Raw genomic sequence first — 19,987 nt, 5'->3', positions numbered from 1 at the left:
ACCGCGGCAGACCGATGCGCGGCCCGGTGACCGGTCCGCGCACGGTGTGCTGTGAAGGCGACGGATCAGCAGCCGCCTCGGCCGTGGCCGTATCCTCCGTATCCTCCGTAACCCTTGTCGTCGTCGTGGTCCCAGCCGCCGTGACGCCAGCCGCCGTGGCCGCCGTAGTCGTCATCGTCGTGGTCCCAGCCACCGCCGGTGACATAACTGACTGACTGCGTGGGGGTTGCCGCCGAGGCGGTGCCCGCCGTACCGAGCGCGGCCCCACCAGCCATCAGAAGACCGGCGGCGGAGACCACGAAGAGGCGCTTCGCTCTCTGTGCATGCATGGAACTTCCCTTTCCTTCCGTCCGCTCACACCTCTGAGAGGCAGGAGGGAGCGGAACCGCGGCCGCAGAACCAGAATGCGCAGCGCGGATCGGATACAGAGCCGCTGGAGGTGCGGAAGCACATCTCCGGGCATGGGTGGCCCGGGCCCCGCGCGAGTTCCGAAGCAGGCTCGCGTCAGAGGTGCAACCCCTGCTGACGCGGCACTTCGGCCATGGGGGCGTGCTCCGCAGGTGCGGCTCTCACCCACAAAGGCTAGTCGCGTACGAGCCGGTCGGCACCTCGGGAGGCCGGGACCCGCCCGCCCGCGCGGCCCGCCGGCTAGAGCTCGGTGACCCTGCCGTCCTCGACCCGCAGGCGCCGCGTCACCGAAACGGCGTCCAGCATGCGCCGGTCGTGGGTGACCAGCAGCAGGGTGCCCTCGTACTCCTCCAGGGCGGACTCCAGCTGCTCGATCGCCGGGAGGTCGAGGTGGTTGGTGGGCTCGTCCAGCACCAGCAGGTTGACCCCGCGGCCCTGGAGCAGGGCCAGGGCGGCGCGGGTGCGCTCGCCCGGGGAGAGGGTGGCCGCCGGGCGCAGCACGTGGGCGGCCTTGAGGCCGAACTTGGCGAGCAGGGTGCGGACTTCGGCCGGCTCGGTGTCCGGGACGGCCGCGCAGAACGCCTCCAGCAGCGGTTCGTCGCCGAGGAACAGGCCGCGGGCCTGGTCCACCTCGCCGATCAGCACGCCCGAACCGAGAGTGGCGGAACCGGAGTCCGGGGCCACCCGGCCGAGCAGGACGGCCAGCAGGGTCGACTTGCCCGCGCCGTTGGCCCCGGTGATCGCCACCCGGTCCGCCCAGTCGATCTGCAGGCTGGCCGGGCCGAAGGCGAAGTCGCCGCGCCTGACGGCCGCTTCGCGCAGGGTGGCCACCACCGAGCCGGAGCGCGGGGCCGCCGCGATCTCCATGCGCAGCTCCCACTCCTTGCGCGGCTCCTCGACGACCTCCAGCCGCTCGATCGCCCGCTGCGTCTGGCGGGCCTTGGCGGCCTGCTTCTCGCTGGACTCGCCGCGCAGGTTCTTGCCGATCTTGTCGTTGTCGCTCGCCTTGCGGCGGGCGTTGCGCACGCCCTTGTCCATCCAGTTGCGCTGCATCTGGGCCCGGCCCTCCAGGGCCGCCTTCTTGCCCGCGTACTCCTCGAACTCCTCGCGGGCGTGGCCGCGGGCGCGCTCGCGCTCCTCCAGGTAGGCGTCGTAGCCGCCGCCGTAGAGGTTGATCTGCTGCTGCGCCAGGTCGAGTTCGAGGACCTTGGTGACGGTCCGGGTCAGGAACTCGCGGTCGTGGCTGATCACCACGGTGCCCGCGCGCAGCCCCTTCACGAACCGCTCCAGCCGCTCCAGACCGTCCAGGTCGAGGTCGTTGGTGGGCTCGTCCAGCAGGAAGACGTCGTAGCGGGACAGGAGCAGCGAGGCGAGGCCCGCGCGGGCCGCCTGGCCGCCGGAGAGCGCCGTCATGGGCAGGTCCAGGCCCACGGTGAGGCCGAGCTCGGCGGCGACCTCCTCCGCCCGCTCGTCGAGGTCGGCGCCGCCGAGGTTCAGCCACTGGTCCAGTGCCGTCGCGTACGCGTCGTCCGCGCCCGGGGTCCCGTCCACCAGGCCCTGCGTCGCCCCGTCCAGCTCCGCCTGCGCGGCGGCCACCCCGGTGCGCCGCGCCAGGAACTCCCGCACCGACTCGGCGGGCCGGCGCTCCGGCTCCTGCGGGAGGTGGCCGACGGCGGCGGCGGGCGGGGAGAGCCGCAGCTCACCGGTCTCGGGGGTGTCCAGCCCGGCGAGCAGGCGCAGCAGGGTGGACTTCCCGGCGCCGTTCACGCCGACGAGGCCGATGACGTCGCCGGGTGCGACGACGAGGTCGAGATCGGCGAACAGCGTGCGCTCACCGTGTGCGGCGGTGAGCTTCTTGGCGACGAGGGTTGCAGTCATGATGCGCCGATCCTATCCGGGCAGGCGGGGGCCTCCGGCGAGGGCGGGACAGGGGGGAGGCCCGTCGTTGCGGCCGCGGGGTGAAGCGTCACACCATGAGTCCATGCCGTCGCGAAACGTGCTCGTCGTCCACCGCGGCCGTCCACCGCGACGGGGTGCGGAGCCCGTACCGGGCCGCCCCGCAGACCTGCCGCCCCCGGCCGGGGGCCGGCACCGCGCGAGCGCTCCGGAGGAGCCATGCAGATCGCCGTACTGCTCTACGACCGCTTCACCGCCCTCGACGCCATCGGGCCCTTCGACACGCTCGGCCGGCTCCAGGACTCCGAGACGGTCTTCGTGTCCGAGCGTCCCGGTCCCGTGCGGACCGACAACGGGTCGCTCGCCCTCGTCGCCGACAAGGCGCTCCACGAGGTGACCCGGCCCGACATCGTCCTCGTGCCGGGCGGACCGCATCCCGAGCTGGAGATGAAGAACCCCGCCGTGCTGCGGTGGCTGCGGGACGTCGACGCGACCACCACCTGGACGACCTCCGTCTGCACCGGCTCTCTGCTGCTGGCCGCGGCCGGGCTGCTCGACGGACGCCGGGCCGCCGGCCACTGGCTGTACCTGGACCAGCTGCCCCGGTTCGGCGCCGAGCCCACCGGGGAGCGGGTGGTCTTCGACGGGAAGTACGTCACCGCGGCGGGCGTCTCCGCCGGGATCGACATGGGCCTGACCCTGCTTGGCCGGATCGCCGGCGACGAGTTCGCCCAGACCGTCCAGCTGATGACCGAGTACGACCCCCAGCCGCCCTACGACGCCGGTTCCCCGGCCAAGGCTCCGGCCGAGCTCGTCGCGCGGCTGCGGGGGGTCACTCCGCGGTAGGCCAGCGGAAGACGGGCGCCCGGCGCTCGAGGAACGCGGCGACGCCCTCCGCGGTGTCGCCGCTCGCGGCGGCCTGCGCCGCCCAGTGGGCGTCCCGGTCCGTCCGCCCGTCAGCGAACTCCTTGGCCGCCGCCTGCGTCAGCTGCGAGCGTGAGACCAGCACCCGCGCGAACTCGGCGACCCGCTTGTCGAGTTGGCCCGCGGGCAGCAGCTCGTCCAGGAAGCCGGTGCGCAGCGCCCGCTCCGCGTCGATCAACTCCGCCGAGAAGAGCAGGTACTTGGCGGCGGCCGGGCCGACCAGCCGGGCCAGCCGCCGGGTCGAGGAGGCCGGGTAGACGATGCCCAGCTTCGCCGGGGTCACCCCGAAGGAGGCCCCCTCCTCGGCGAACCGCAGGTCGCAGGCGGCCGCCAGCTGGCTCCCGCCGCCCACGCAGAACCCGCGGACCGCGGCCAGCGTCGGCTTCGGGAAGGCGGCCAGCGCCTCCTCCGCCATCACGGACAGCGCCTGCGGGTCCTCCTGCCCGTCACCGGTCAGCGAGGAGATGTCGGCGCCCGCGCAGAAGGTCGCTCCGGCCCCGGTCAGCACGAGCACCCGTACGGCCGGGTCGGCCGCCAGTTCCGGCAGCAGTTCCGGCAGGGCCCGCCACATGGCGGCCGTCATGGCGTTGCGCTTGGCGGGGTGCGAGATGACGACGGTGGCGACCCCGTCGGCGACGGTGTGGAGGAGGGCTGCGCCCCCGGCTGCGTCCATGCGCCGGATGCTATCCCGGTGCGGCAAACCTATGATCGGGGGAGTCCGTCCGGGGGGTGCGAGGAGGTGGCACGTCCATGGACGCAGACCGTACCCAGGGCAAGGGCCGGGAGCCGCAGCGCGAGAAGAAGCAGCTCACCCGCAGTTTCGGGCTGCTCGCCGCGCTCGGGGTGATCCTCGTGCTGGCCGGCCTGGTGGGTCTGGTCTACACCGGCGTGGCCACCCTGACGTCGATGTTCCTCTTCGGCTGGCTGCTGCTCATCGGCGGTCTGGTGGGACTGCTGCAAGCCGTCCAGTCCCGCAAGAGCAACTACTTCTGGCTCGCCGTCATCGTCGCCGCGGTCAATCTGGCGGCCGGGTTCGTGATCCTGCGCCGGCCCGAGGCGAGCGCCGAGGCGCTGACCATGTTCGCCGCGCTGCTCTTCCTCACCGGCGGGCTGTTCCGGCTCGCCGGCGCCCTCGTGGTGCGCGGGGCGAACTTCGGGCTCTCGCTCGTCCAGGGCGCCTTCGGGGTCCTGCTCGGCATCCTGATCCTGTCCGGCTGGCCCGGCAACAGCCTCTACGTGATCGGAGCCTTCTTCTCCCTCGCCCTGCTGTTCGACGGTCTGAGCCTGGTGGCGGTGGGCATGGGAGCCCGGCGCATCCTGGGGTTGGTCAGCGACGACGTGCCAGAGCCGGAGTCCGCCGCCGCGGCGGGGGCCGGAGAGGCGGCCGAGAAGCGTCCCGCAGAAGATCAGGAACAGTCGAACAACTGACTCTGTCATACGCCATTGGTCAGAAAGTGCCCGATAGACGCTGACTTATGGTCAGCGGCGCGGCCCGGATCAGGCTGTTCCCCACTCTTGACGTGTGGAGACGATCGAGCGTGAAGACGGGGGACGGAAGATGGATGTCAGCGGGAACGTCCCGCCAGCCCGGGAGGCGGAGCCAGAGGCTCCGGCCGACCCCCTCGCCTACGAGGGAGTGTGGCGGTTCACCGCTCCCGCAGTAGAAGAATCCGTTCCGCAGGCCCGCCGCGCGGTCCGGGACCTGCTCGGGCGGCAGGGGGTGGCCGGCCGGCAGGACCTCGTGTACTCGCTGCTGCTGATCGTCTCCGAGCTCGTGACGAACTCGGTCCGGCACGCGGCCCTGCTCTCCCCGGAGGTCGCCGTCGAGGTCGCGATCGGCCGCGAGTGGGTACGGGTGGCCGTCGAGGACAACCACCCGTACCGCCCCAAGGCACTGGAGGCGGATTTCGGCCAGACCGGCGGCCGGGGCCTGCTCCTGGTACGGGAGATCACGCTGGAGGCCGGCGGGGTCTGCGACGTCGAGCACACGTCGACGGGCGGCAAGGTCATCTGGGCGGCCCTGCCGCTCACGGCCCCGGCCGCACCCGCGACCCCCGTCGTGTGAACCGTGCGGGCCGGGCTACCAGCCCGCGGCGTCACCGGTCAGTTCGCGGATCGCCGGCCGCGCCGCGTCCAGCACGGTCATGAACCAGGCCGAGAACGGCACTTCGGCGTGCCGCTTCGCCAGCTCCTCGGCGGTGACGAAGGCGGTGTCCCCGACCTCCTCCGGATCCGGCCGCAGGGCCGACTGGGCCAGTCCCACGAAAAGGTGGTTGAACTCCTGCTCCACCAGACCCGACGCGGGGTCCGGGTGGTTGTAGCGGACCGTGCCCGCCTCCGCGAGCAGCGAGGGCGACAGCCCCAGCTCCTCGTGGGTCCGCCGGGCCGCGGCCGCGAACGGCGACTCCCCGGGGTAGGGGTGACCGCAGCAGGTGTTCGACCAGACGCCGGGGGAGTGGTACTTCCCGAGGGCCCGCTGCTGGAGCAGCAGACGGCCCTGCTCGTCGAAGAGGAACACGGAGAACGCCCGGTGCAGCAGCCCGGGTGCCTGATGAGCGGAGAGCTTCTCCGCCGTGCCGATGGTGTTGCCGGACTCGTCGACCAGTTCGAGCATGATCGGTTCTTGAGTACCGGTGCCGTTGGTCGCGCTGCTCGCGGCGGTGGCTGGTGGTGTCGGCATACCCATCCTTCGCTTCGGACTCCGGCCTTCAGTCTGCCGTATAAAAGAGGCTTGTCCCCACTTCGGAGATCCGCGCATGTCTGCCCCCCGTCGCGTGATAAGCGACGGGGGGCAGATCACATCGGGCCCCGCACCGGCGGTGTCAGACCCCGAACGGCGCCGGATATCCGATCGTGCCCGCGGGCACCGGAACGGAATCGTCCAGTACCAGCGCCATCATCGCCTCGTCCGGAACCTCGAAGGGCGCCCGGATGCCGAAGTGCGAGGCCGGCACGAACCCGAAGCGCGCGTAGTACTCCGGGTGGCCCAGCACGAGGACCAGCGACTCCCCGCGCTCCTTGGCCGCCGCGAGCACGGCCCGTACGACCGAGCTGCCCGCGCCCGAGCGCTGGAGCGCCGGGTCGGCGGCCACCGGGGCGAGCGCGAGCGCCCGTGCCCCGTCCACCCGGCACACGGTGAGCAGCGCGTGCGCCGCCACCGACCCGTCCGGGCCCTCCGCCACGTACGACAGCCCGGGCACCCAGGCGTCGTCCGCGCGCAGCGCGTCCACGAGATCCGCCTCCAGCGGGGTCTCGAAGGCCGCCAGGTTGACGGCCCGTACGGCGGCCACGTCGGCCGGGGTCTCCGGCCGGGCCGGCCAGGCGCCGCCGTCCCCGGCGGTCACCGGGCGCAGGACGTAGCCCGTGTACCCGTACTCGTGCCCGTGCCGGGACCGCAGGGCGAGCTCCTCGCGGGCGCCGGCCAGCGCCGCGGCCGTCGCCGGATCCGCGCCGCCGGGGTGGGACTCGACCCGCTCGGCGAGCGGGCCGTAGTACTCGGCCCAGTCCGAGTCGGGCAGGTGGTGCACGCCGAGCACCCGGTACCCGGCGGCCTGGGCGGCCGCCAGGTTGCCGCCGGTGGTGCGCAGCGGGTACGCCTCGTCCCAGAAGGCGCGGGCGCCGGCGGACGGCTCCTCGACGGTCCACTGGCACTCGGTCAGCACGAGGGTGCCGCCGGGGGCGAGCAGCCGCTTCCACCGCGCGAGCGCGGTGTCGAAGCCGATGAGGTAGGCGGAGCCCTCCGCCCAGACGAGGTCGAACGATCCGTCGGCGAAGCCCTCGAAGCCCTCGGAGCCCTCGAAGCCATCGGGCCCGTCGGGCCCGTCGGCGGAGCCTTCGGGGGCCGCCTCGCCGAGTGCGCCCATGTCCGCCCTGACGGTGCGGATCCGGTCGCCGAGCCCGCGGGCCGCGGCGGCGTCACGGAGCTCCTCGAGGAACGGTGCGTGGAGGTCGACGGCGGTCACCTCGGCGCCGTGCTCACCGGCCTCGGCGGCCAGCAGCAGGGCGCTGCGGCCCGGGCCGCAGCCCAGGTCGAGGACGCGCGGCCGCTCGGGCAGCGGTCCGCACAGGGAGAGCAGGTGCCGGGTGGTCGCGTCCGAACCGGGACCCTGCCGGGGCAGGCCGCGGTGCAGCGCGAAGAAGGCGTCCTTGAAGCTGTTGATGTTGTCGGTCAACGTGAACCCTTGGAACGGGGGCACCGGCCGACGGGGCCGTTCAGCGTGTCTGAGTCAGGCCCGGCCGGTCGCCCGGGGGAAATGGGGGATGCACCGGAGCTCGCTGCGCAGGGCAGCGACGGCTGCGACGGTCATCAACCCACCTCTTTCCACTGGACTCGATCAGGGGCGTGTCCACCGTAACATCCGCGCCGTTTGTGGTACCGCACGTGATCGTCAATGATGATCACGCCCTGCCCCGGGGGCCCGGGATATTCGGCTTATCAGGGCGTAAACGGGTGGTGAACCCCTGCTTCCATTCATCCGATAGCCTCTGCCGACGTGCCGCCGCCCCATGAGGCGCCCGTCCGGAGCCAGTCCGGACTTCGTTACAAGGAGTGAGTTCGTCTGCCGACCGTCATCCTCACCGGCCTGCCGGTCCCCGGATCACCGCTCGCTGACGAGCTGCGCTCACTCGGCTTCGAGGTCCGCCCCGCCGCCGGTCCCCAGGACGCCGCCGCCGCCTTGGCCGCCGTACCCGCGGACCAGCGGGTGGCCGTCGTGGACAGCGCCTTCGTCGGGCACGTGCACACGCTGCGCCTCGCGCTGACCGACCCCCGCTTCGACGCCTCGGCGGTGACCGGGGCCCTCGCGGTCCAGCCCGGCGCCCGCGCGGCGCTCGACCGGGCCGCCGCCGCCCCCGCCGACGGCGCGGGCCCCTACGCCGACCGGCTCGCCGCCGCGGTCGAGGCCTCCGGAACGGCCGTCCAGCGGCCCGAGCTCGGCACCCTCGTCGCCGCCGTCCCCGCCACCGCGGCGGACCGGGACGCGGCCGTCGCCGCCGTCGCCGCCGTCGACGACGAGGCCGTGCGCCTGCGGACCGCCGTGAAGTCCCGCGACGGCTTCTTCACCACCTTCTTCATCAGCCCGTACTCGCGCCACCTCGCCCGCTGGTGCGCGCGCCGCGGCCTGACCCCGAACCAGGTCACCACCGCCTCGCTGGCCACCGCGCTGATCGCGGCCGGCTGCGCCGCCACCGGCGAGCGCTGGGGCTACGTCGCGGCCGGCGTGCTGCTCCTCTTCTCCTTCGTCCTGGACTGCACCGACGGGCAGCTCGCCCGCTACTCGCTCCAGTACTCGACGATGGGCGCCTGGCTCGACGCGACCTTCGACCGTGCCAAGGAGTACGCCTTCTACGCGGGCCTCGCCCTCGGCGCGGCCCGGCACGGCGACGACGTATGGGCGCTCGCGCTCGGCGCGATGATCCTCATGACCTGCCGGCACGTCGTGGACTTCTCCTTCAACGAGGCCAACCACGACGCGACGGCCAACACCAGCCCCACGGCCGCCCTCTCCGACCGGCTCGACAGCGTCGGCTGGACCGTCTGGGTCCGCCGGATGATCATCCTGCCGATCGGCGAGCGCTGGGCGATGATCGCGGTCCTGACCGCCGTCACCACCCCCCGCATCGTCTTCTACGCCCTGCTCGTCGGCTGCGCCTTCGGTGCGCTCTACACCACCGCCGGGCGGGTCCTGCGCTCCCTGACCCGCAAGGCGACCCGCACCGACCGGGCCGCCCGGGCCCTGTACGACCTCACGGACTCCGGCCCGCTCGCCGAGCTCCAGGCCCGGCTGCTGCGCGGCCGCGCCGGGTCCGCCGGATCCGTGTACGTCGCGGCCCTGGGCGCGCTGCTGATGATCGGCGCGACCCTGTGGCTGCCGTTCGGCGACCCGCGGCTGACCGCCGCCGCGGTGATCTACGCCATGGCGTCCGGGCTGGCCGTCGCCGCACCCCTCAAGGGCGCCCTGGACTGGCTGATCCCGCCGCTGTTCCGGGCCGCCGAGTACGTCACGGTCCTGGTGCTCGCCGCCAAGGCGGACGTCCCCGGGGCCCTTCCCGCGGCATTCGGCCTGATCGCGGCGGTCGCCTACCATCACTACGACACGGTGTACCGCATTCGCGGCGGCACCGGCGCGCCGCCGCACTGGCTGGTGCGGACGATCGGCGGCCACGAGGGCCGGGTCCTGGTGACCACGGTGCTGGCCGCCGTCCTCGCGGCGCGCCCATCGGACTTCCCCGTCGCGCTCACGGCCATGGCCGTGGCCGTGGCACTCGTGGTGCTCGTGGAGAGCATCCGCTTCTGGGTCTCCTCCGGGGCACCCGCCGTACATGACGAAGGAGAACCAGCATGATCGGCCTTGTACTCGCTGCCGGTGCCGGACGCCGTCTGCGTCCCTACACCGACACCCTGCCCAAGGCCCTCGTGCCCGTCGGCCCCGAAGGCGCGGAGGAGAGCCTCACGGTCCTGGACCTGACGCTCGGCAACTTCGCCGCCGTCGGCCTCACCGAGGTCGCCATCGTCGTCGGCTACCGCAAGGAAGCCGTGTACGAGCGCCGCGAGGCCCTGGAGGCCAAGTACGGCGTCAGGATCACGCTGATCGACAACGACAAGGCCGAGGAGTGGAACAACGCCTACTCCCTGTGGTGCGCGCGTGAGGTCCTCAAGCAGGGCGTGATCCTCGCCAACGGCGACACCGTCCACCCGGTCTCCGTCGAGGAGACCCTGCTCGCCGCCCGCGGCAACGGCCAGAAGATCATCCTCGCCCTCGACACGGTCAAGAACCTGGCCGACGAGGAGATGAAGGTCGTCACCGCCACCGGCCCCGCCACTGGGGGAGCTGTGCAGAAGATCACCAAGCTGATGGACCCGGCCGACGCGACCGGCGAGTACATCGGCGTCACGCTCATCGAGGCCGAGGCCGCCGAGCAGCTGGCCGAGGCCCTGAAGACCACCTTCGAGCGCGACCCCGACCTCTACTACGAGGACGGCTACCAGCAGCTCGTGAACGACGGTTTCACCATCGACGTGGCTCCCATCGGCGACGTCAAGTGGGTCGAGATCGACAACCACGACGACCTCGCCAAGGGCCGGACGATCGCATGCCAGTACTGACGAGGCTCATCCCCTCGCCCGTCGTCGTCGACATCGCCAGCGGAGCGATGGACGACCTGGCCGGCCTGCTGGCCGACCAGCGGATCTCCGCCTCCGGCAAGCTCGCGATCGCGATCAGCGGGGGTTCGGGCGTGGCGCTGCGCGCCAGGCTCGAGCCCGTGCTGCCGCACGCCGACTGGTACGCCGTCGTGGACGGCACCATCGACTCCGCGGTCAAGCTGGCCGACGACATAAAGGGCCGCCGCTACGACGCCGTCGTGGGCCTGGGCGGCGGCAAGATCATCGACGTGGCGAAGTACGCCGCTGCGCGGGTCGGGCTGCCCATGGTGGCCGTCGCCACCAACCTCTCGCACGACGGCATCTGCTCGCCGGTGTCCATCCTGGACAACGACAACGGCCGCGGCTCCTACGGCGTGCCCACCCCGATCGCCATGGTGATCGACCTCGACGTGATCAAGGAAGCCCCGGTGCGGTTCATCCGCGCCGGCGTCGGCGACGCGATCTCCAACATCTCGGCGATCGCCGACTGGGAGCTCTCGCACAAGATCACCGCCGAGCCCGTCGACGGCCTGGCCGCCGCCATGGCCCGTACCGCAGGCGAGTCCGTGCTGCGCCACCCCGGAGGCTGCGGGGACGACGAGTTCCTCACCGTGCTCTCCGAGTCGCTCGTCCTCACCGGCATCGCCATGTCGATCAGCGGGGACACCCGCCCCGCGTCGGGCGCCTGCCACGAGATCAGCCACGCCTTCGACCTGCTCTATCCGGGGCGCTCCGCGCTCCACGGCGAGCAGGTCGGCATGGGTGCCGCCTTCGCGATGCACCTGCGCGGGGCCGACGAGAAGTCCGGGCTCTTCGTGGACGTACTGCGCCGGCACGGCCTGCCGGTGACCCCCGAGGAGATCGGCTTCAGCATCGACGAGTTCGTCACGGCCGTCGAGTACGCCCCGCAGACCCGCCCGGGACGCTTCACGATCCTGGAGCACCTCAACCTGTCCGCCGCCGAGATCAGGGATGCTTACGCCGACTATGCCAAGACCATCCGTAGCTGAACTCCGGCCCGTCGTTCACCCGGCGGGCGTGAAGGACCGGGTCAGCGGCGAGCACTGGGGCGGTCGCCTCTACATGCGCGAGATCTCCCTGCGCATCACCCGCTACCTGGTCACCACCAAGGTCACGCCGAACCAGCTGACCTACCTGATGACGCTCGCCGGCGTGCTCGCCGCCCCGGCCCTGCTGGTGCCGGGCGTCTGGGGCGCCGTCCTCGGCGTGATCGCGGTCCAGCTGTACCTGCTGCTCGACTGCGTCGACGGCGAGGTCGCCCGCTGGAAGAAGCAGTTCTCGCTGTCCGGCGTGTACCTGGACCGGGTCGGCGCCTACCTGTGCGACGCGGCGGTGCTCGTGGGCTTCGGCCTGCGTGCCGCGGACCTGTGGGGCGGCGGCCGGATCGACTGGCTGTGGGCCTTCCTGGGCACCCTGGCGGCGCTCGGCGCGATCCTGATCAAGGCCGAGACCGACCTGGTCGGCGTCGCCCGCCACCAGGCCGGCAAGCCCGTGGTCAAGGACGCCGCCGCGGAGCCGCGCTCCTCCGGCATGGCGCTGGCCCGCCGGGCCGCCGCCGCGCTCAAGTTCCACCGGCTCGTCCTCGGCATCGAGGCCTCGCTGCTCATCCTGGTGCTGGCCGTCGTGGACCAGGTCCGCGGCGACCTGTTCTACTCCCGGGTCGGCGTCGCCGTGCTCGCCGCCATCGCGCTGCTCCAGACCGTGCTGCACCTGGTGTCGATCCTGGCCTCCAGCAGGCTCAAGTGAGTACGCCGATGCGGCTGGGCGCCGTGATCATCACCATGGGCAACCGGCCGGACGAGCTCAAGGCGCTGCTCGACTCGGTCGCCCGGCAGGACGGCGACCCCGTCGAGGTGGTCGTGGTGGGCCAGGGCGTCCAGGTCTCCGGCCTCACGGACCTGCCGCCGGGCGTCCGTACCGTCGACCTCCCCGAGAACCTGGGCATCCCCGGCGGACGCAACGTCGGCATCGAGGCCTTCGGCCCCGGCGGCAGCGAGGTCGACGCGCTGCTCTTCCTGGACGACGACGGCCTGCTGGAGCGCACCGACACCGCCGAGCTGTGCCGGCAGGCCTTCGCGGAGGACCCCGAGCTCGGGATCGTCAGCTTCCGGATCGCGGACCCTGAGACCGGTATCACGCAGCGCCGCCACGTGCCGCGGCTGCGGGCCTCGGACCCGATGCGCTCCTCGCGGGTGACCACCTTCCTGGGCGGCGCCAACGCGGTCCGCACGAAGGTGTTCGAGCAGGTCGGGCCGCTGCCGGGGGAGTTCTTCTACGCGCACGAGGAAACCGATCTCGCCTGGCGGGCGCTCGACGCAGGGTGGCTGATCGACTACCGGGCGGACATGGTGCTGCTGCACCCGACCACAGCCCCCTCCCGGCACGCGGTCTACCACCGTATGGTGGCTCGTAACCGGGTGTGGCTCGCCCGCCGCAACCTGCCCGCTCCGCTGGTCCCGGTCTACCTGGGCGTCTGGCTCCTGCTGACGCTCCTGCGCAGGCCCTCGGTGCCCGCGCTCAAGGCCTGGTTCGGCGGATTCAGGGAGGGGTGGACCACTCCCTGCGGTCCGCGCCACCCCATGAGATGGCGTACGGTCTGGCGGTTGACCCGGCTGGGCCGACCTCCTGTCATCTGAGGGGCCCGCGTCTGGGAACATGGCGCGATCACGGGCCTCGTGCCACCAGCCTGATGCCCGACCTGGCCGCATCTTGAAGACGAAAGTTTCAACTTGTGAGTGACACAACCCACGACGGCGCCCTCGCCACGAGCAGGCCGCCGTCCGAAGACGCGGGGCTGAGCCCCGCGGAGCTCGCCAGGAAGTACGGCCTCTCCGTGAGCGGGGCCCGGCCCGGTCTGGTCGAGTACGTGCGGCAGCTCTGGGGCCGGCGCCACTTCATCTTGGCCTTCTCCCGGGCCAAGCTGGTCGCCCAGTACAGCCAGGCGAAACTCGGTCAGGTCTGGCAGGTGGCGACCCCACTGCTGAACGCGGCCGTCTACTGGCTGATCTTCGGCCTCATCCTCGGCGCGGGCAAGGAGATGCCCTCCGGCGTCTACGTCCCGTTCCTGATGATGGGCATCTTCGTCTTCACCTTCACCCAGAGCTCGGTGATGGCTGGCGTCCGGGCGATCTCCGGGAACCTCGGGCTGGTGCGCGCCCTGCACTTCCCGCGGGCCGCCCTGCCGGTGTCGTTCTCGCTCCAGCAGCTCCAGCAGCTGATGTACTCGATGATCGTCGTCTTCGTGATCGCGGTCAGCTTCGGGAACTACCCGCGGCTCTCGTGGCTGCTGGTGATCCCGACGCTCGCGCTGCAGTTCGTTTTCAACACCGGCCTCGCCATGATCTTCGCGCGGATGGGCTCCAAAACCCCCGACCTGGCACAGCTGATGCCGTTCGTGATGCGCACCTGGATGTACGCGTCGGGCGTCATGTTCCCGATCGGGATCTACCTCAAGGACCAGCCGCAGTGGATCAGCGACGTCCTGCTGTGGAACCCGGTCGCGATCTACATGGACCTCATCCGGTTCGCCCTGATCGACGACTACGGCAGCAGCAACCTGCCTCCGCACGTCTGGCTCTTCGCCGTCGGCTGGGCCGCGGTGATCGGCATCGGCGGGTTCGTGTACTTCTGGAAGGCTGAGGAGCGTTACGGCCGTGGCTGACAGTACCCAGGGGCGCGTCCCCACCGTGATCGCGGACGATGTCCACATCGTCTACCGCGTCAACACCGGCAGCGCCGGCAAGGGCGCCGCCACCGCGGCGCTCAGCAAGATAATCCGCCGCCGCAAGGGCGACGCGCCGGGCGTGCGCAGGGTCCACGCCGTGCGCGGGGTCACCTTCACCGCGTACCGCGGCGAGGCCATCGGCCTCATCGGCTCGAACGGCTCCGGCAAGTCGACCCTGCTGCGCGCCATCGCGGGCCTGCTGCCCTGCGAGGCCGGCAAGGTCTACACCGACGGCCAGCCCTCGCTCCTGGGCGTCAACGCGGCCCTGATGAACGACCTGACCGGCGAGCGCAACATCGTCCTCGGCGGTCTCGCGATGGGCATGAGCCGCGAGCAGATCAAGGAGCGCTACCAGGGCATCGTCGACTTCTCGGGGATCAACGAGAAGGGCGACTTCATCTCCCTGCCGATGCGCACCTACTCCTCCGGAATGGCGGCGCGCCTGCGCTTTTCCATCGCGGCCGCCAAGGACCACGACGTCCTGATGATCGACGAGGCCCTGGCCACCGGTGACCGCAGCTTCCAGGTGCGTTCCGAGAACCGCATCCGCGAACTGCGGGAGAAGGCCGGCACCGTCTTCCTGGTGAGCCACAACAACAAGTCCATCCGCGACACCTGTGACCGGGTGCTGTGGCTGGAAAAGGGCGAGCTCCTGATGGACGGGCCCACGGACGAGGTCGTCTCGGCCTACGAGAAGGCCACCAGCGGCTGAGCACCGGCCCCGCCGCCCCCGGCCGGACCGCCGAGGCCCCCGCCGCTCAGCGCGGCGGGGGCCTCGGCGTGTCGCGGCAATTGCCGCCGCCGCGGGGTGGTGACATTCGGCGGCGGCATTCGGCGGCGGCATTCGGTGGCGACATTCGGTGGCGCGGTGAATACCCCAGAGGTCTTCGAGCCGTTGTACAGCGTAAGCTGAAGCAGTCCTGAATCGCGGCAAGAGGGGACGATTCCCCGCAGGTGAACGGCCTGGCGTACCCCGGGGAAACCCGGGCGGCGTGTCCGAAATAGGATGTATTGGGTCGGCAGTGTAGAACGGGAGATGTGACGGCAATGGCTATGGGAATTCTCCGGCCCCCAGGCGCGACGGCCGTCCCCGCCCCGGGCGGCGGGCGGTGACCCCGGGGGACGGCATCCGACCCCTGTCCGACACGGTCCACGCACGCGCCACCCTCGGCAAGGCCGCCGCGGAGAACTTCCCCGTGGCCCCCGCGTTCCTGCCCCGCGCCTGGCGCGACGGTCTGACGGCGGTCTACGGCTACGCCCGCCTCGTCGACGACATCGGCGACGGAGACCTGGCCCCCGGCGGCCGCGACGCCGTGCTGCTGGGCCTCGGTCCGGCCGCGGTGGACGACCGGCTCGCCATGCTCGACGCCTTCGAGGCCGACCTGTGGCGCGTTTTCGGCGGTACCGACGGCCCGCCGCGCCACCCGCTGATGCAGGCCCTCCAGCCCGTCGTCCGCGCCCACCGGCTCACCCCCGAGCCGTTCCTCGGGCTCATCGAGGCCAACCGCCAGGACCAGCGGGTCGCGCGCTACGAGACGTACGGGGACCTCCTCGCCTACTGCGAGCTCTCCGCCAACCCCGTCGGCCGCCTCGTCCTCTCCCTCACCGGCACCGCCACCCCCGAGCGGATCCGCCGCTCCGACGCCGTCTGCACGGCCCTGCAGATCGCCGAGCACCTCCAGGACGTCACCGAGGACCTCGCCCGGGACCGGATCTACCTGCCCGCCGAGGACATGCGGCGCTTCCACGTCGCCGAGCCCGACCTCAAGGCCCCGACCGCCGGCGCGTCCGTACGCGCCCTGATCGCATACGAAACCGAACGCGCGCGGGAGCTGCTGAATGAAGGCACCCCCCTCGTGGGTAGCGTGCACGGCAGACTCCGGCTGCTGCTCGCGGGCTTCGTGGGAGGGGGGCGTGCCGCCCTGAGAGCCGTCACCGCCGCCGGCTTCGACGTACTCCCCGGCCCGCCCAAGCCCACCAAGAGCGGCCTGATCCGCGAGGTGGCCGCCGTCCTGCGCACTGCGCCGAGAAAGGGGTGAGCCCGACCGTGGAGGGCCCCACACACGTGTCCGCGCCGGTCCTGGCGGCATACGGCTACTGCGAGGCCGTCACCGGATCGCAGGCGCGCAACTTCGCGTACGGCATCCGGCTGCTGCCCACCGACAAGCGGCAGGCGATGTCCGCGCTGTACGCCTTCTCCCGGCGGGTCGACGACATCGGCGACGGCACGCTGGCGCCCGAGGCGAAGCTGGTCCGGCTGGAGGAGACCCGCGCCCTGCTCGGGAAGATCCGCGCCGAGGAGATCGACGAGGACGACACCGACCCCGTCGCCGTCGCCCTCGCACACGCCGCGCGCCGCTTCCCGATCCCCCTCGGCGGCCTCGACGAGCTCATCGACGGCGTCCTGATGGACGTGCGCGGCGAGACGTACGAGACCTGGGACGACCTCAAGGCCTACTGCCGGTGCGTGGCCGGGGCCATCGGGCGGCTCTCGCTCGGCGTGTTCGGCACCGCGCCCGGGGTACCGGACTCCGCGCGCGCCGCCGAGTACGCCGACACGCTGGGCCTCGCCCTGCAACTCACCAACATCCTGCGGGACGTTCGCGAGGACGCGGCCAACGGGCGCACCTACCTGCCCGCCGAGGACCTGGCCAAGTTCGGCTGCTCCGAAGGCTTCCACGGCGACCGGGCCCCCGAGGGATCCGACTTCGCCGGACTCGTCCACCACGAAGTGCGGCGCGCCCGGGCGCTGTTCGCCGAGGGCTACCGGCTGCTGCCGATGCTCGACCGGCGCAGCGGCGCCTGCGTGGCCGCCATGGCCGGCATCTACCGGCGCCTCCTCGACCGCATCGAGCGGGAGCCGGAGGCGGTCCTGCGCGGCCGCGTCTCGCTGCCGCCGCACGAGAAGGCGTACGTCGCCGTGCGCGGCCTCTCGGGCCTCGACGCCCGGACCATCTCCCGCCAGACCACCCGGAGGCGCACCTGATGCCCCCGACCACCCGCCCTCAGGCCGACCCGCGCCCGGCCGCGCCCGGCGTCCGGCGCGCCCCCGTACGGCCCGCGCCCCCGGCCCGGGCAACCACCCGGCCGGCGCACGCGTCTGTCCCGGCGGGCTTCGCGGGCGGGGCCCGGGTGCCCGGCGCGCGGCAGCCGTACCGGGCCGGCCGGTGCGGGCGCGCGGCGGACGGGGGCACGGCGCGTACCGCGCCGCGGCGGTGCACGGCCGCGGCGGCGGGCAAGAACAGGACGGGGGAGGGCGCATGAGCGGCAGCGGTCAGCGGGCCGTCGTCGTCGGCGGAGGGCTCGCCGGGGTCACGGCCGCGCTCGAACTCGCCGACGCCGGGCTCCGGGTGACCCTGCTCGAAGGCCGCCCGCGCCTCGGCGGGCTGGCGTTCTCGTTCAAGCGCGGCGAACTCACCGTGGACAACGGCCAGCACGTCTACCTGCGCTGCTGCACCGCCTACCGGTGGTTCCTCGACCGCGTCGACGGCGCCGCCCTCGCACCGCTCCAGGACCGGCTCGACGTACCCGTCCTCGACGTCGCCCGCGCCGGGGGACCGCGCCTCGGACGGCTGCGCCGCAGCGCCCTGCCCGTCCCGCTGCACCTGGCCGGATCACTGGCCCGCTACCCGCACCTGTCCCTGGCCGAACGCGCGAGCGTCGGCCGCGCCGCCCTCGCGCTGCGCCGGCTCGACCCCGCCGACCCGGCGCTGGACGGCCTGGACTTCGCCACCTGGCTCGGCCGCTACGGGCAGTCCCCCCGGACCATCGAGGCCCTGTGGGACCTCGTCGGCATCGCGACCCTCAACGCCACCGCCCAGAACTCCTCCCTCGGCCTGGCCGCCATGGTCTTCAAGACCGGCCTGCTCTCCGAGAACGGCGCCGCCGACATCGGCTGGGCCCGGGTACCGCTCGGCGACCTGCACGACACGCTCGCCCGCAAGGCCCTCGACGCGGCCGGCGTGCGCACCGGGCTGCGCAGCCGGGTCACCGCCATCTCCCGTACCCCCGAAGGGGCTTGGCGGGTCGACACCGAGGACGAGTCCCTCGACGCCGGCACCGTGGTCCTGGCCGTCCCGCAGCGCGAGGCGCACGGACTGCTGCCGGCCGGCGCGCTCCCCGACCCCGACAAGCTGCTCGACATCGGCACCGCACCGATCCTCAACGTCCACGTCGTCTACGACCGCAAGGTCCTCAAGCAGCCCTTCTTCGCGGCGCTCGGCTCCCCGGTGCAGTGGGTCTTCGACCGCACCGACTCCTCCGGGCTCCCCGACGGCGGCCAGTACCTGGCCCTGTCCCAGTCCGCCGCGCAGGACGACATCGACGAGCCGGTCTCCGTCCTGCGCGCCAAGTACCTGCCCGAGCTGGAGCGGTTGCTGCCCGCCGCGCGCGGCGCCAAGGTACGGGACTTCTTCGTCACCCGGGAGCGGACGGCCACCTTCGCTCCCGCACCCGGCGTCGGACGGCTGCGCCCCGGCGCGCGGACCGACACGCCGGGGCTGTATCTGGCCGGTGCGTGGACTGCCACCGGTTGGCCCGCGACCATGGAGAGCGCCGTCCGGAGCGGAATGAGCGCGGCGCACGCCGCGCTCACCGCGCTCGGCCGCCCCCGCGAACACCCTCTGCAGGAGGCGGCATGACGACCACCAGCACCACCAGCACCACCGGCACAGCACGTACAGGAACCAGAGGAGAGCCAGTGAACCCGGGGAATCCGGCTGTCGAGAACACGGATGCCAGCGTGGGCGCAGCCGGCGGGGGAGCGGAGAAGGCCGACACGCTCGCGCTCCTGGAGCGGGGCCGCACGCTGTCCACGCCCGCGCTCCGCGCCGCCGTGGACCGGCTCGCCGCGCCCATGGACACCGTCGCCGCCTACCACTTCGGCTGGATCGACGCCCAGGGCAACCCCGCGGACGGCGACGGCGGCAAGGCCGTCCGGCCCGCCCTCGCGCTGCTCTCCGCCGAGGCCGCGGGCGCGGCCGCCGAGGTCGGCATCCCGGGCGCCGTGGCCGTCGAGCTCGTGCACAACTTCTCGCTGCTCCACGACGACCTGATGGACGGCGACGAGCAGCGCCGCCACCGCGACACGGTGTGGAAGGTGCACGGCCCGGCGCTGGCGATCCTCGTCGGCGACGCGCTGTTCGCCCTCGCCAACGAGGTGCTGCTGGAGCTCGGCACCGTCGAGGCGGGCCGCGCGGCGCGCCGGCTGACCACGGCCAGCCGCAAGCTCATCGACGGCCAGGCCCAGGACATCTCCTACGAGCACCGCGAGCGCGTCAGCGTCGAGGAGTGCCTGGAGATGGAGGGCAACAAGACGGGCGCACTGCTCGCCTGCTCGGTCTCCATCGGCGCCGTCCTCGGAGGCGCGGACGACCGCACGGCCGACAAGCTCGAGGAGTACGGCTACCACCTGGGCCTCGCCTTCCAGGCCGTGGACGACCTGCTCGGCATCTGGGGCGACCCGGACGCCACCGGCAAGCAGACCTGGAGCGACCTGCGCCAGCGCAAGAAGTCCCTGCCGGTGGTCGCCGCCCTCGCCGCCAAGGGGCCCGCCGCCGAGGAACTCGCCCAGCTGCTCGCCGCCGACGCCAAGAGCAACGACTTCGAGAACTTCTCGGAGGAGGAGTTCGCGGCCCGCGCGGCGCTCATCGAGGCGGCCGGCGGACGCCAGTGGACCGCCGACGAGGCGCGCCGTCAGCACGCGGTGGCGATCAGGGCCCTGGACGACGTCGACATGCCCCGGCGGGTGCGCGACCAGCTCGTGGCCCTCGCCGACTTCGTCGTCGTGCGCAAGAGGTGAACGCCGCACGGAAGCGGATATGACTCGCGAGTCGCCGGCCGGCGCCGCCTCCCCCGACTGAGGGGAGGCG

19 protein-coding genes are annotated in these 19,987 nt (G+C 72.6%); 14 read left to right on the top strand and 5 right to left on the bottom strand.

Annotated elements, in window-relative coordinates:
- Window positions 1–65: 65 nt before the first annotated feature.
- Window positions 66–329 carry a hypothetical protein gene (locus tag ACFWP3_RS33350; protein ID WP_384228570.1) on the bottom strand — a complete coding sequence of 88 codons (264 nt, stop codon included), beginning with the start codon at window positions 327–329 and terminating at the stop codon, window positions 66–68.
- Window positions 330–648: 319 nt separating this feature from the next.
- Window positions 649–2,286: an ABC-F family ATP-binding cassette domain-containing protein gene (locus ACFWP3_RS33345; protein ID WP_384228567.1), complete on the bottom strand. Its 1,638-nt coding sequence runs from the start codon at window positions 2,284–2,286 to the stop codon at window positions 649–651.
- A gap of 237 nt (window positions 2,287–2,523) precedes the next feature.
- On the opposite strand from ACFWP3_RS33345, the gene ACFWP3_RS33340 reads away from it, so the two are divergent.
- Complete coding sequence (locus tag ACFWP3_RS33340; RefSeq protein WP_384228565.1) at window positions 2,524–3,150, top strand: DJ-1/PfpI family protein; 627 nt, start codon at window positions 2,524–2,526, stop codon at window positions 3,148–3,150.
- Here ACFWP3_RS33340 and ACFWP3_RS33335 read toward each other — a convergent pair.
- A complete protein-coding gene (locus tag ACFWP3_RS33335; protein ID WP_384228562.1) occupies window positions 3,137–3,901 on the bottom strand; it encodes an enoyl-CoA hydratase/isomerase family protein in 765 nt (254 codons plus the stop codon). The genes ACFWP3_RS33340 and ACFWP3_RS33335 overlap by 14 nt on opposite strands.
- Window positions 3,902–3,978: 77 nt before the next feature.
- Here ACFWP3_RS33335 and ACFWP3_RS33330 point away from each other — a divergent pair, with 77 nt between their 5' ends.
- Both ACFWP3_RS33330 and ACFWP3_RS33325 read left to right on the top strand, forming a co-directional pair.
- The gene (locus ACFWP3_RS33330; protein WP_384228559.1) at window positions 3,979–4,656 is read left to right on the top strand and encodes an HdeD family acid-resistance protein; all 678 of its coding nucleotides are present in this window, start codon (window positions 3,979–3,981) and stop codon (window positions 4,654–4,656) included.
- A 94-nt stretch (window positions 4,657–4,750) separates the two neighbouring features.
- A complete protein-coding gene (locus ACFWP3_RS33325; protein WP_384228556.1) occupies window positions 4,751–5,293 on the top strand; it encodes an ATP-binding protein in 543 nt (180 codons plus the stop codon).
- 15 nt (window positions 5,294–5,308) lie between these two features.
- Here ACFWP3_RS33325 and idi read toward each other — a convergent pair whose 3' ends face one another.
- Together idi and ACFWP3_RS33315 are read right to left on the bottom strand one after the other, a co-directional pair.
- Window positions 5,309–5,908: an isopentenyl-diphosphate Delta-isomerase gene (idi, locus tag ACFWP3_RS33320; RefSeq protein ID WP_384228555.1), complete on the bottom strand. Its 600-nt coding sequence runs from the start codon at window positions 5,906–5,908 to the stop codon at window positions 5,309–5,311.
- A gap of 142 nt (window positions 5,909–6,050) precedes the next feature.
- Window positions 6,051–7,400 carry a GNAT family N-acetyltransferase gene (locus ACFWP3_RS33315; RefSeq protein ID WP_384228553.1) on the bottom strand — a complete coding sequence of 450 codons (1,350 nt, stop codon included), beginning with the start codon at window positions 7,398–7,400 and terminating at the stop codon, window positions 6,051–6,053.
- 387 nt (window positions 7,401–7,787) lie between these two features.
- Between ACFWP3_RS33315 and ACFWP3_RS33310 the strand changes: the two genes are divergently transcribed.
- From ACFWP3_RS33310 to ACFWP3_RS33260, 11 genes are all read left to right on the top strand, one after another.
- Window positions 7,788–9,572 (top strand): DUF5941 domain-containing protein, encoded by a 1,785-nt coding sequence (locus tag ACFWP3_RS33310; RefSeq protein WP_384228610.1) that lies wholly within the window; start codon window positions 7,788–7,790, stop codon window positions 9,570–9,572.
- Window positions 9,569–10,333 carry a sugar phosphate nucleotidyltransferase gene (locus tag ACFWP3_RS33305; RefSeq protein WP_384228550.1) on the top strand — a complete coding sequence of 255 codons (765 nt, stop codon included), beginning with the start codon at window positions 9,569–9,571 and terminating at the stop codon, window positions 10,331–10,333. The genes ACFWP3_RS33310 and ACFWP3_RS33305 overlap by 4 nt, the downstream gene beginning before the upstream one ends.
- Window positions 10,321–11,382 carry an iron-containing alcohol dehydrogenase family protein gene (locus tag ACFWP3_RS33300; RefSeq protein ID WP_384228548.1) on the top strand — a complete coding sequence of 354 codons (1,062 nt, stop codon included), beginning with the start codon at window positions 10,321–10,323 and terminating at the stop codon, window positions 11,380–11,382. Before ACFWP3_RS33305 ends, ACFWP3_RS33300 begins: the two co-directional genes overlap by 13 nt.
- Window positions 11,360–12,139, top strand: a complete 780-nt coding sequence (locus tag ACFWP3_RS33295) for a CDP-alcohol phosphatidyltransferase family protein (RefSeq protein WP_384228545.1) — start codon at window positions 11,360–11,362, stop codon at window positions 12,137–12,139. The genes ACFWP3_RS33300 and ACFWP3_RS33295 overlap by 23 nt, the downstream gene beginning before the upstream one ends.
- Before the next feature lie 8 nt (window positions 12,140–12,147).
- The gene (locus tag ACFWP3_RS33290) at window positions 12,148–13,029 is read left to right on the top strand and encodes a glycosyltransferase family 2 protein (protein WP_384228608.1); all 882 of its coding nucleotides are present in this window, start codon (window positions 12,148–12,150) and stop codon (window positions 13,027–13,029) included.
- A gap of 95 nt (window positions 13,030–13,124) precedes the next feature.
- Complete coding sequence (locus tag ACFWP3_RS33285) at window positions 13,125–14,054, top strand: ABC transporter permease (RefSeq protein WP_384228543.1); 930 nt, start codon at window positions 13,125–13,127, stop codon at window positions 14,052–14,054.
- On the top strand, window positions 14,047–14,829 hold the full coding sequence (locus tag ACFWP3_RS33280; protein ID WP_384228540.1) for an ABC transporter ATP-binding protein: 783 nt from the start codon (window positions 14,047–14,049) through the stop codon (window positions 14,827–14,829). The genes ACFWP3_RS33285 and ACFWP3_RS33280 overlap by 8 nt, the downstream gene beginning before the upstream one ends.
- A 397-nt stretch (window positions 14,830–15,226) precedes the next feature.
- A complete protein-coding gene (gene hpnC, locus ACFWP3_RS33275) occupies window positions 15,227–16,156 on the top strand; it encodes a squalene synthase HpnC (RefSeq protein WP_384228538.1) in 930 nt (309 codons plus the stop codon).
- Window positions 16,153–17,103, top strand: a complete 951-nt coding sequence (gene hpnD, locus ACFWP3_RS33270) for a presqualene diphosphate synthase HpnD (protein WP_384228535.1) — start codon at window positions 16,153–16,155, stop codon at window positions 17,101–17,103. The genes hpnC and hpnD overlap by 4 nt, the downstream gene beginning before the upstream one ends.
- 274 nt (window positions 17,104–17,377) lie before the next feature.
- Window positions 17,378–18,757 (top strand): hydroxysqualene dehydroxylase HpnE, encoded by a 1,380-nt coding sequence (gene hpnE / locus ACFWP3_RS33265; protein WP_384228532.1) that lies wholly within the window; start codon window positions 17,378–17,380, stop codon window positions 18,755–18,757.
- Window positions 18,758–18,816: 59 nt separating this feature from the next.
- Window positions 18,817–19,917 (top strand): polyprenyl synthetase family protein, encoded by a 1,101-nt coding sequence (locus ACFWP3_RS33260; protein WP_384228607.1) that lies wholly within the window; start codon window positions 18,817–18,819, stop codon window positions 19,915–19,917.
- Window positions 19,918–19,987: the final 70 nt, after the last annotated feature.

It is taken from the genome of Streptomyces sp. NPDC058525 (genome assembly GCF_042719495.1).
GTDB lineage: Bacteria > Actinomycetota > Actinomycetes > Streptomycetales > Streptomycetaceae > Streptomyces.
Note: the sequence above shows the minus strand (reverse complement) of the source record. Positions and strands in the feature narration are given on the sequence as shown.

What these genes read in the sequence shown, in the direction of transcription:
- ACFWP3_RS33350 (WP_384228570.1), bottom strand. Translation starts at nt 329, where the DNA reads ATGCATGCACAGAGAGCGAAGCGCCTCTTCGTGGTCTCCGCCGCCGGT.
- ACFWP3_RS33345 (WP_384228567.1), bottom strand. Translation starts at nt 2,286, where the DNA reads ATGACTGCAACCCTCGTCGCCAAGAAGCTCACCGCCGCACACGGTGAG.
- ACFWP3_RS33340 (WP_384228565.1), top strand. Translation starts at nt 2,524, where the DNA reads ATGCAGATCGCCGTACTGCTCTACGACCGCTTCACCGCCCTCGACGCC.
- ACFWP3_RS33335 (WP_384228562.1), bottom strand. Translation starts at nt 3,901, where the DNA reads ATGGACGCAGCCGGGGGCGCAGCCCTCCTCCACACCGTCGCCGACGGG.
- ACFWP3_RS33330 (WP_384228559.1), top strand. Translation starts at nt 3,979, where the DNA reads ATGGACGCAGACCGTACCCAGGGCAAGGGCCGGGAGCCGCAGCGCGAG.
- idi (WP_384228555.1), bottom strand. Translation starts at nt 5,908, where the DNA reads ATGCCGACACCACCAGCCACCGCCGCGAGCAGCGCGACCAACGGCACC.
- ACFWP3_RS33305 (WP_384228550.1), top strand. Translation starts at nt 9,569, where the DNA reads ATGATCGGCCTTGTACTCGCTGCCGGTGCCGGACGCCGTCTGCGTCCC.
- ACFWP3_RS33300 (WP_384228548.1), top strand. Translation starts at nt 10,321, where the DNA reads ATGCCAGTACTGACGAGGCTCATCCCCTCGCCCGTCGTCGTCGACATC.
- ACFWP3_RS33295 (WP_384228545.1), top strand. Translation starts at nt 11,360, where the DNA reads ATGCCAAGACCATCCGTAGCTGAACTCCGGCCCGTCGTTCACCCGGCG.
- ACFWP3_RS33290 (WP_384228608.1), top strand. Translation starts at nt 12,148, where the DNA reads ATGCGGCTGGGCGCCGTGATCATCACCATGGGCAACCGGCCGGACGAG.
- hpnE (WP_384228532.1), top strand. Translation starts at nt 17,378, where the DNA reads ATGAGCGGCAGCGGTCAGCGGGCCGTCGTCGTCGGCGGAGGGCTCGCC.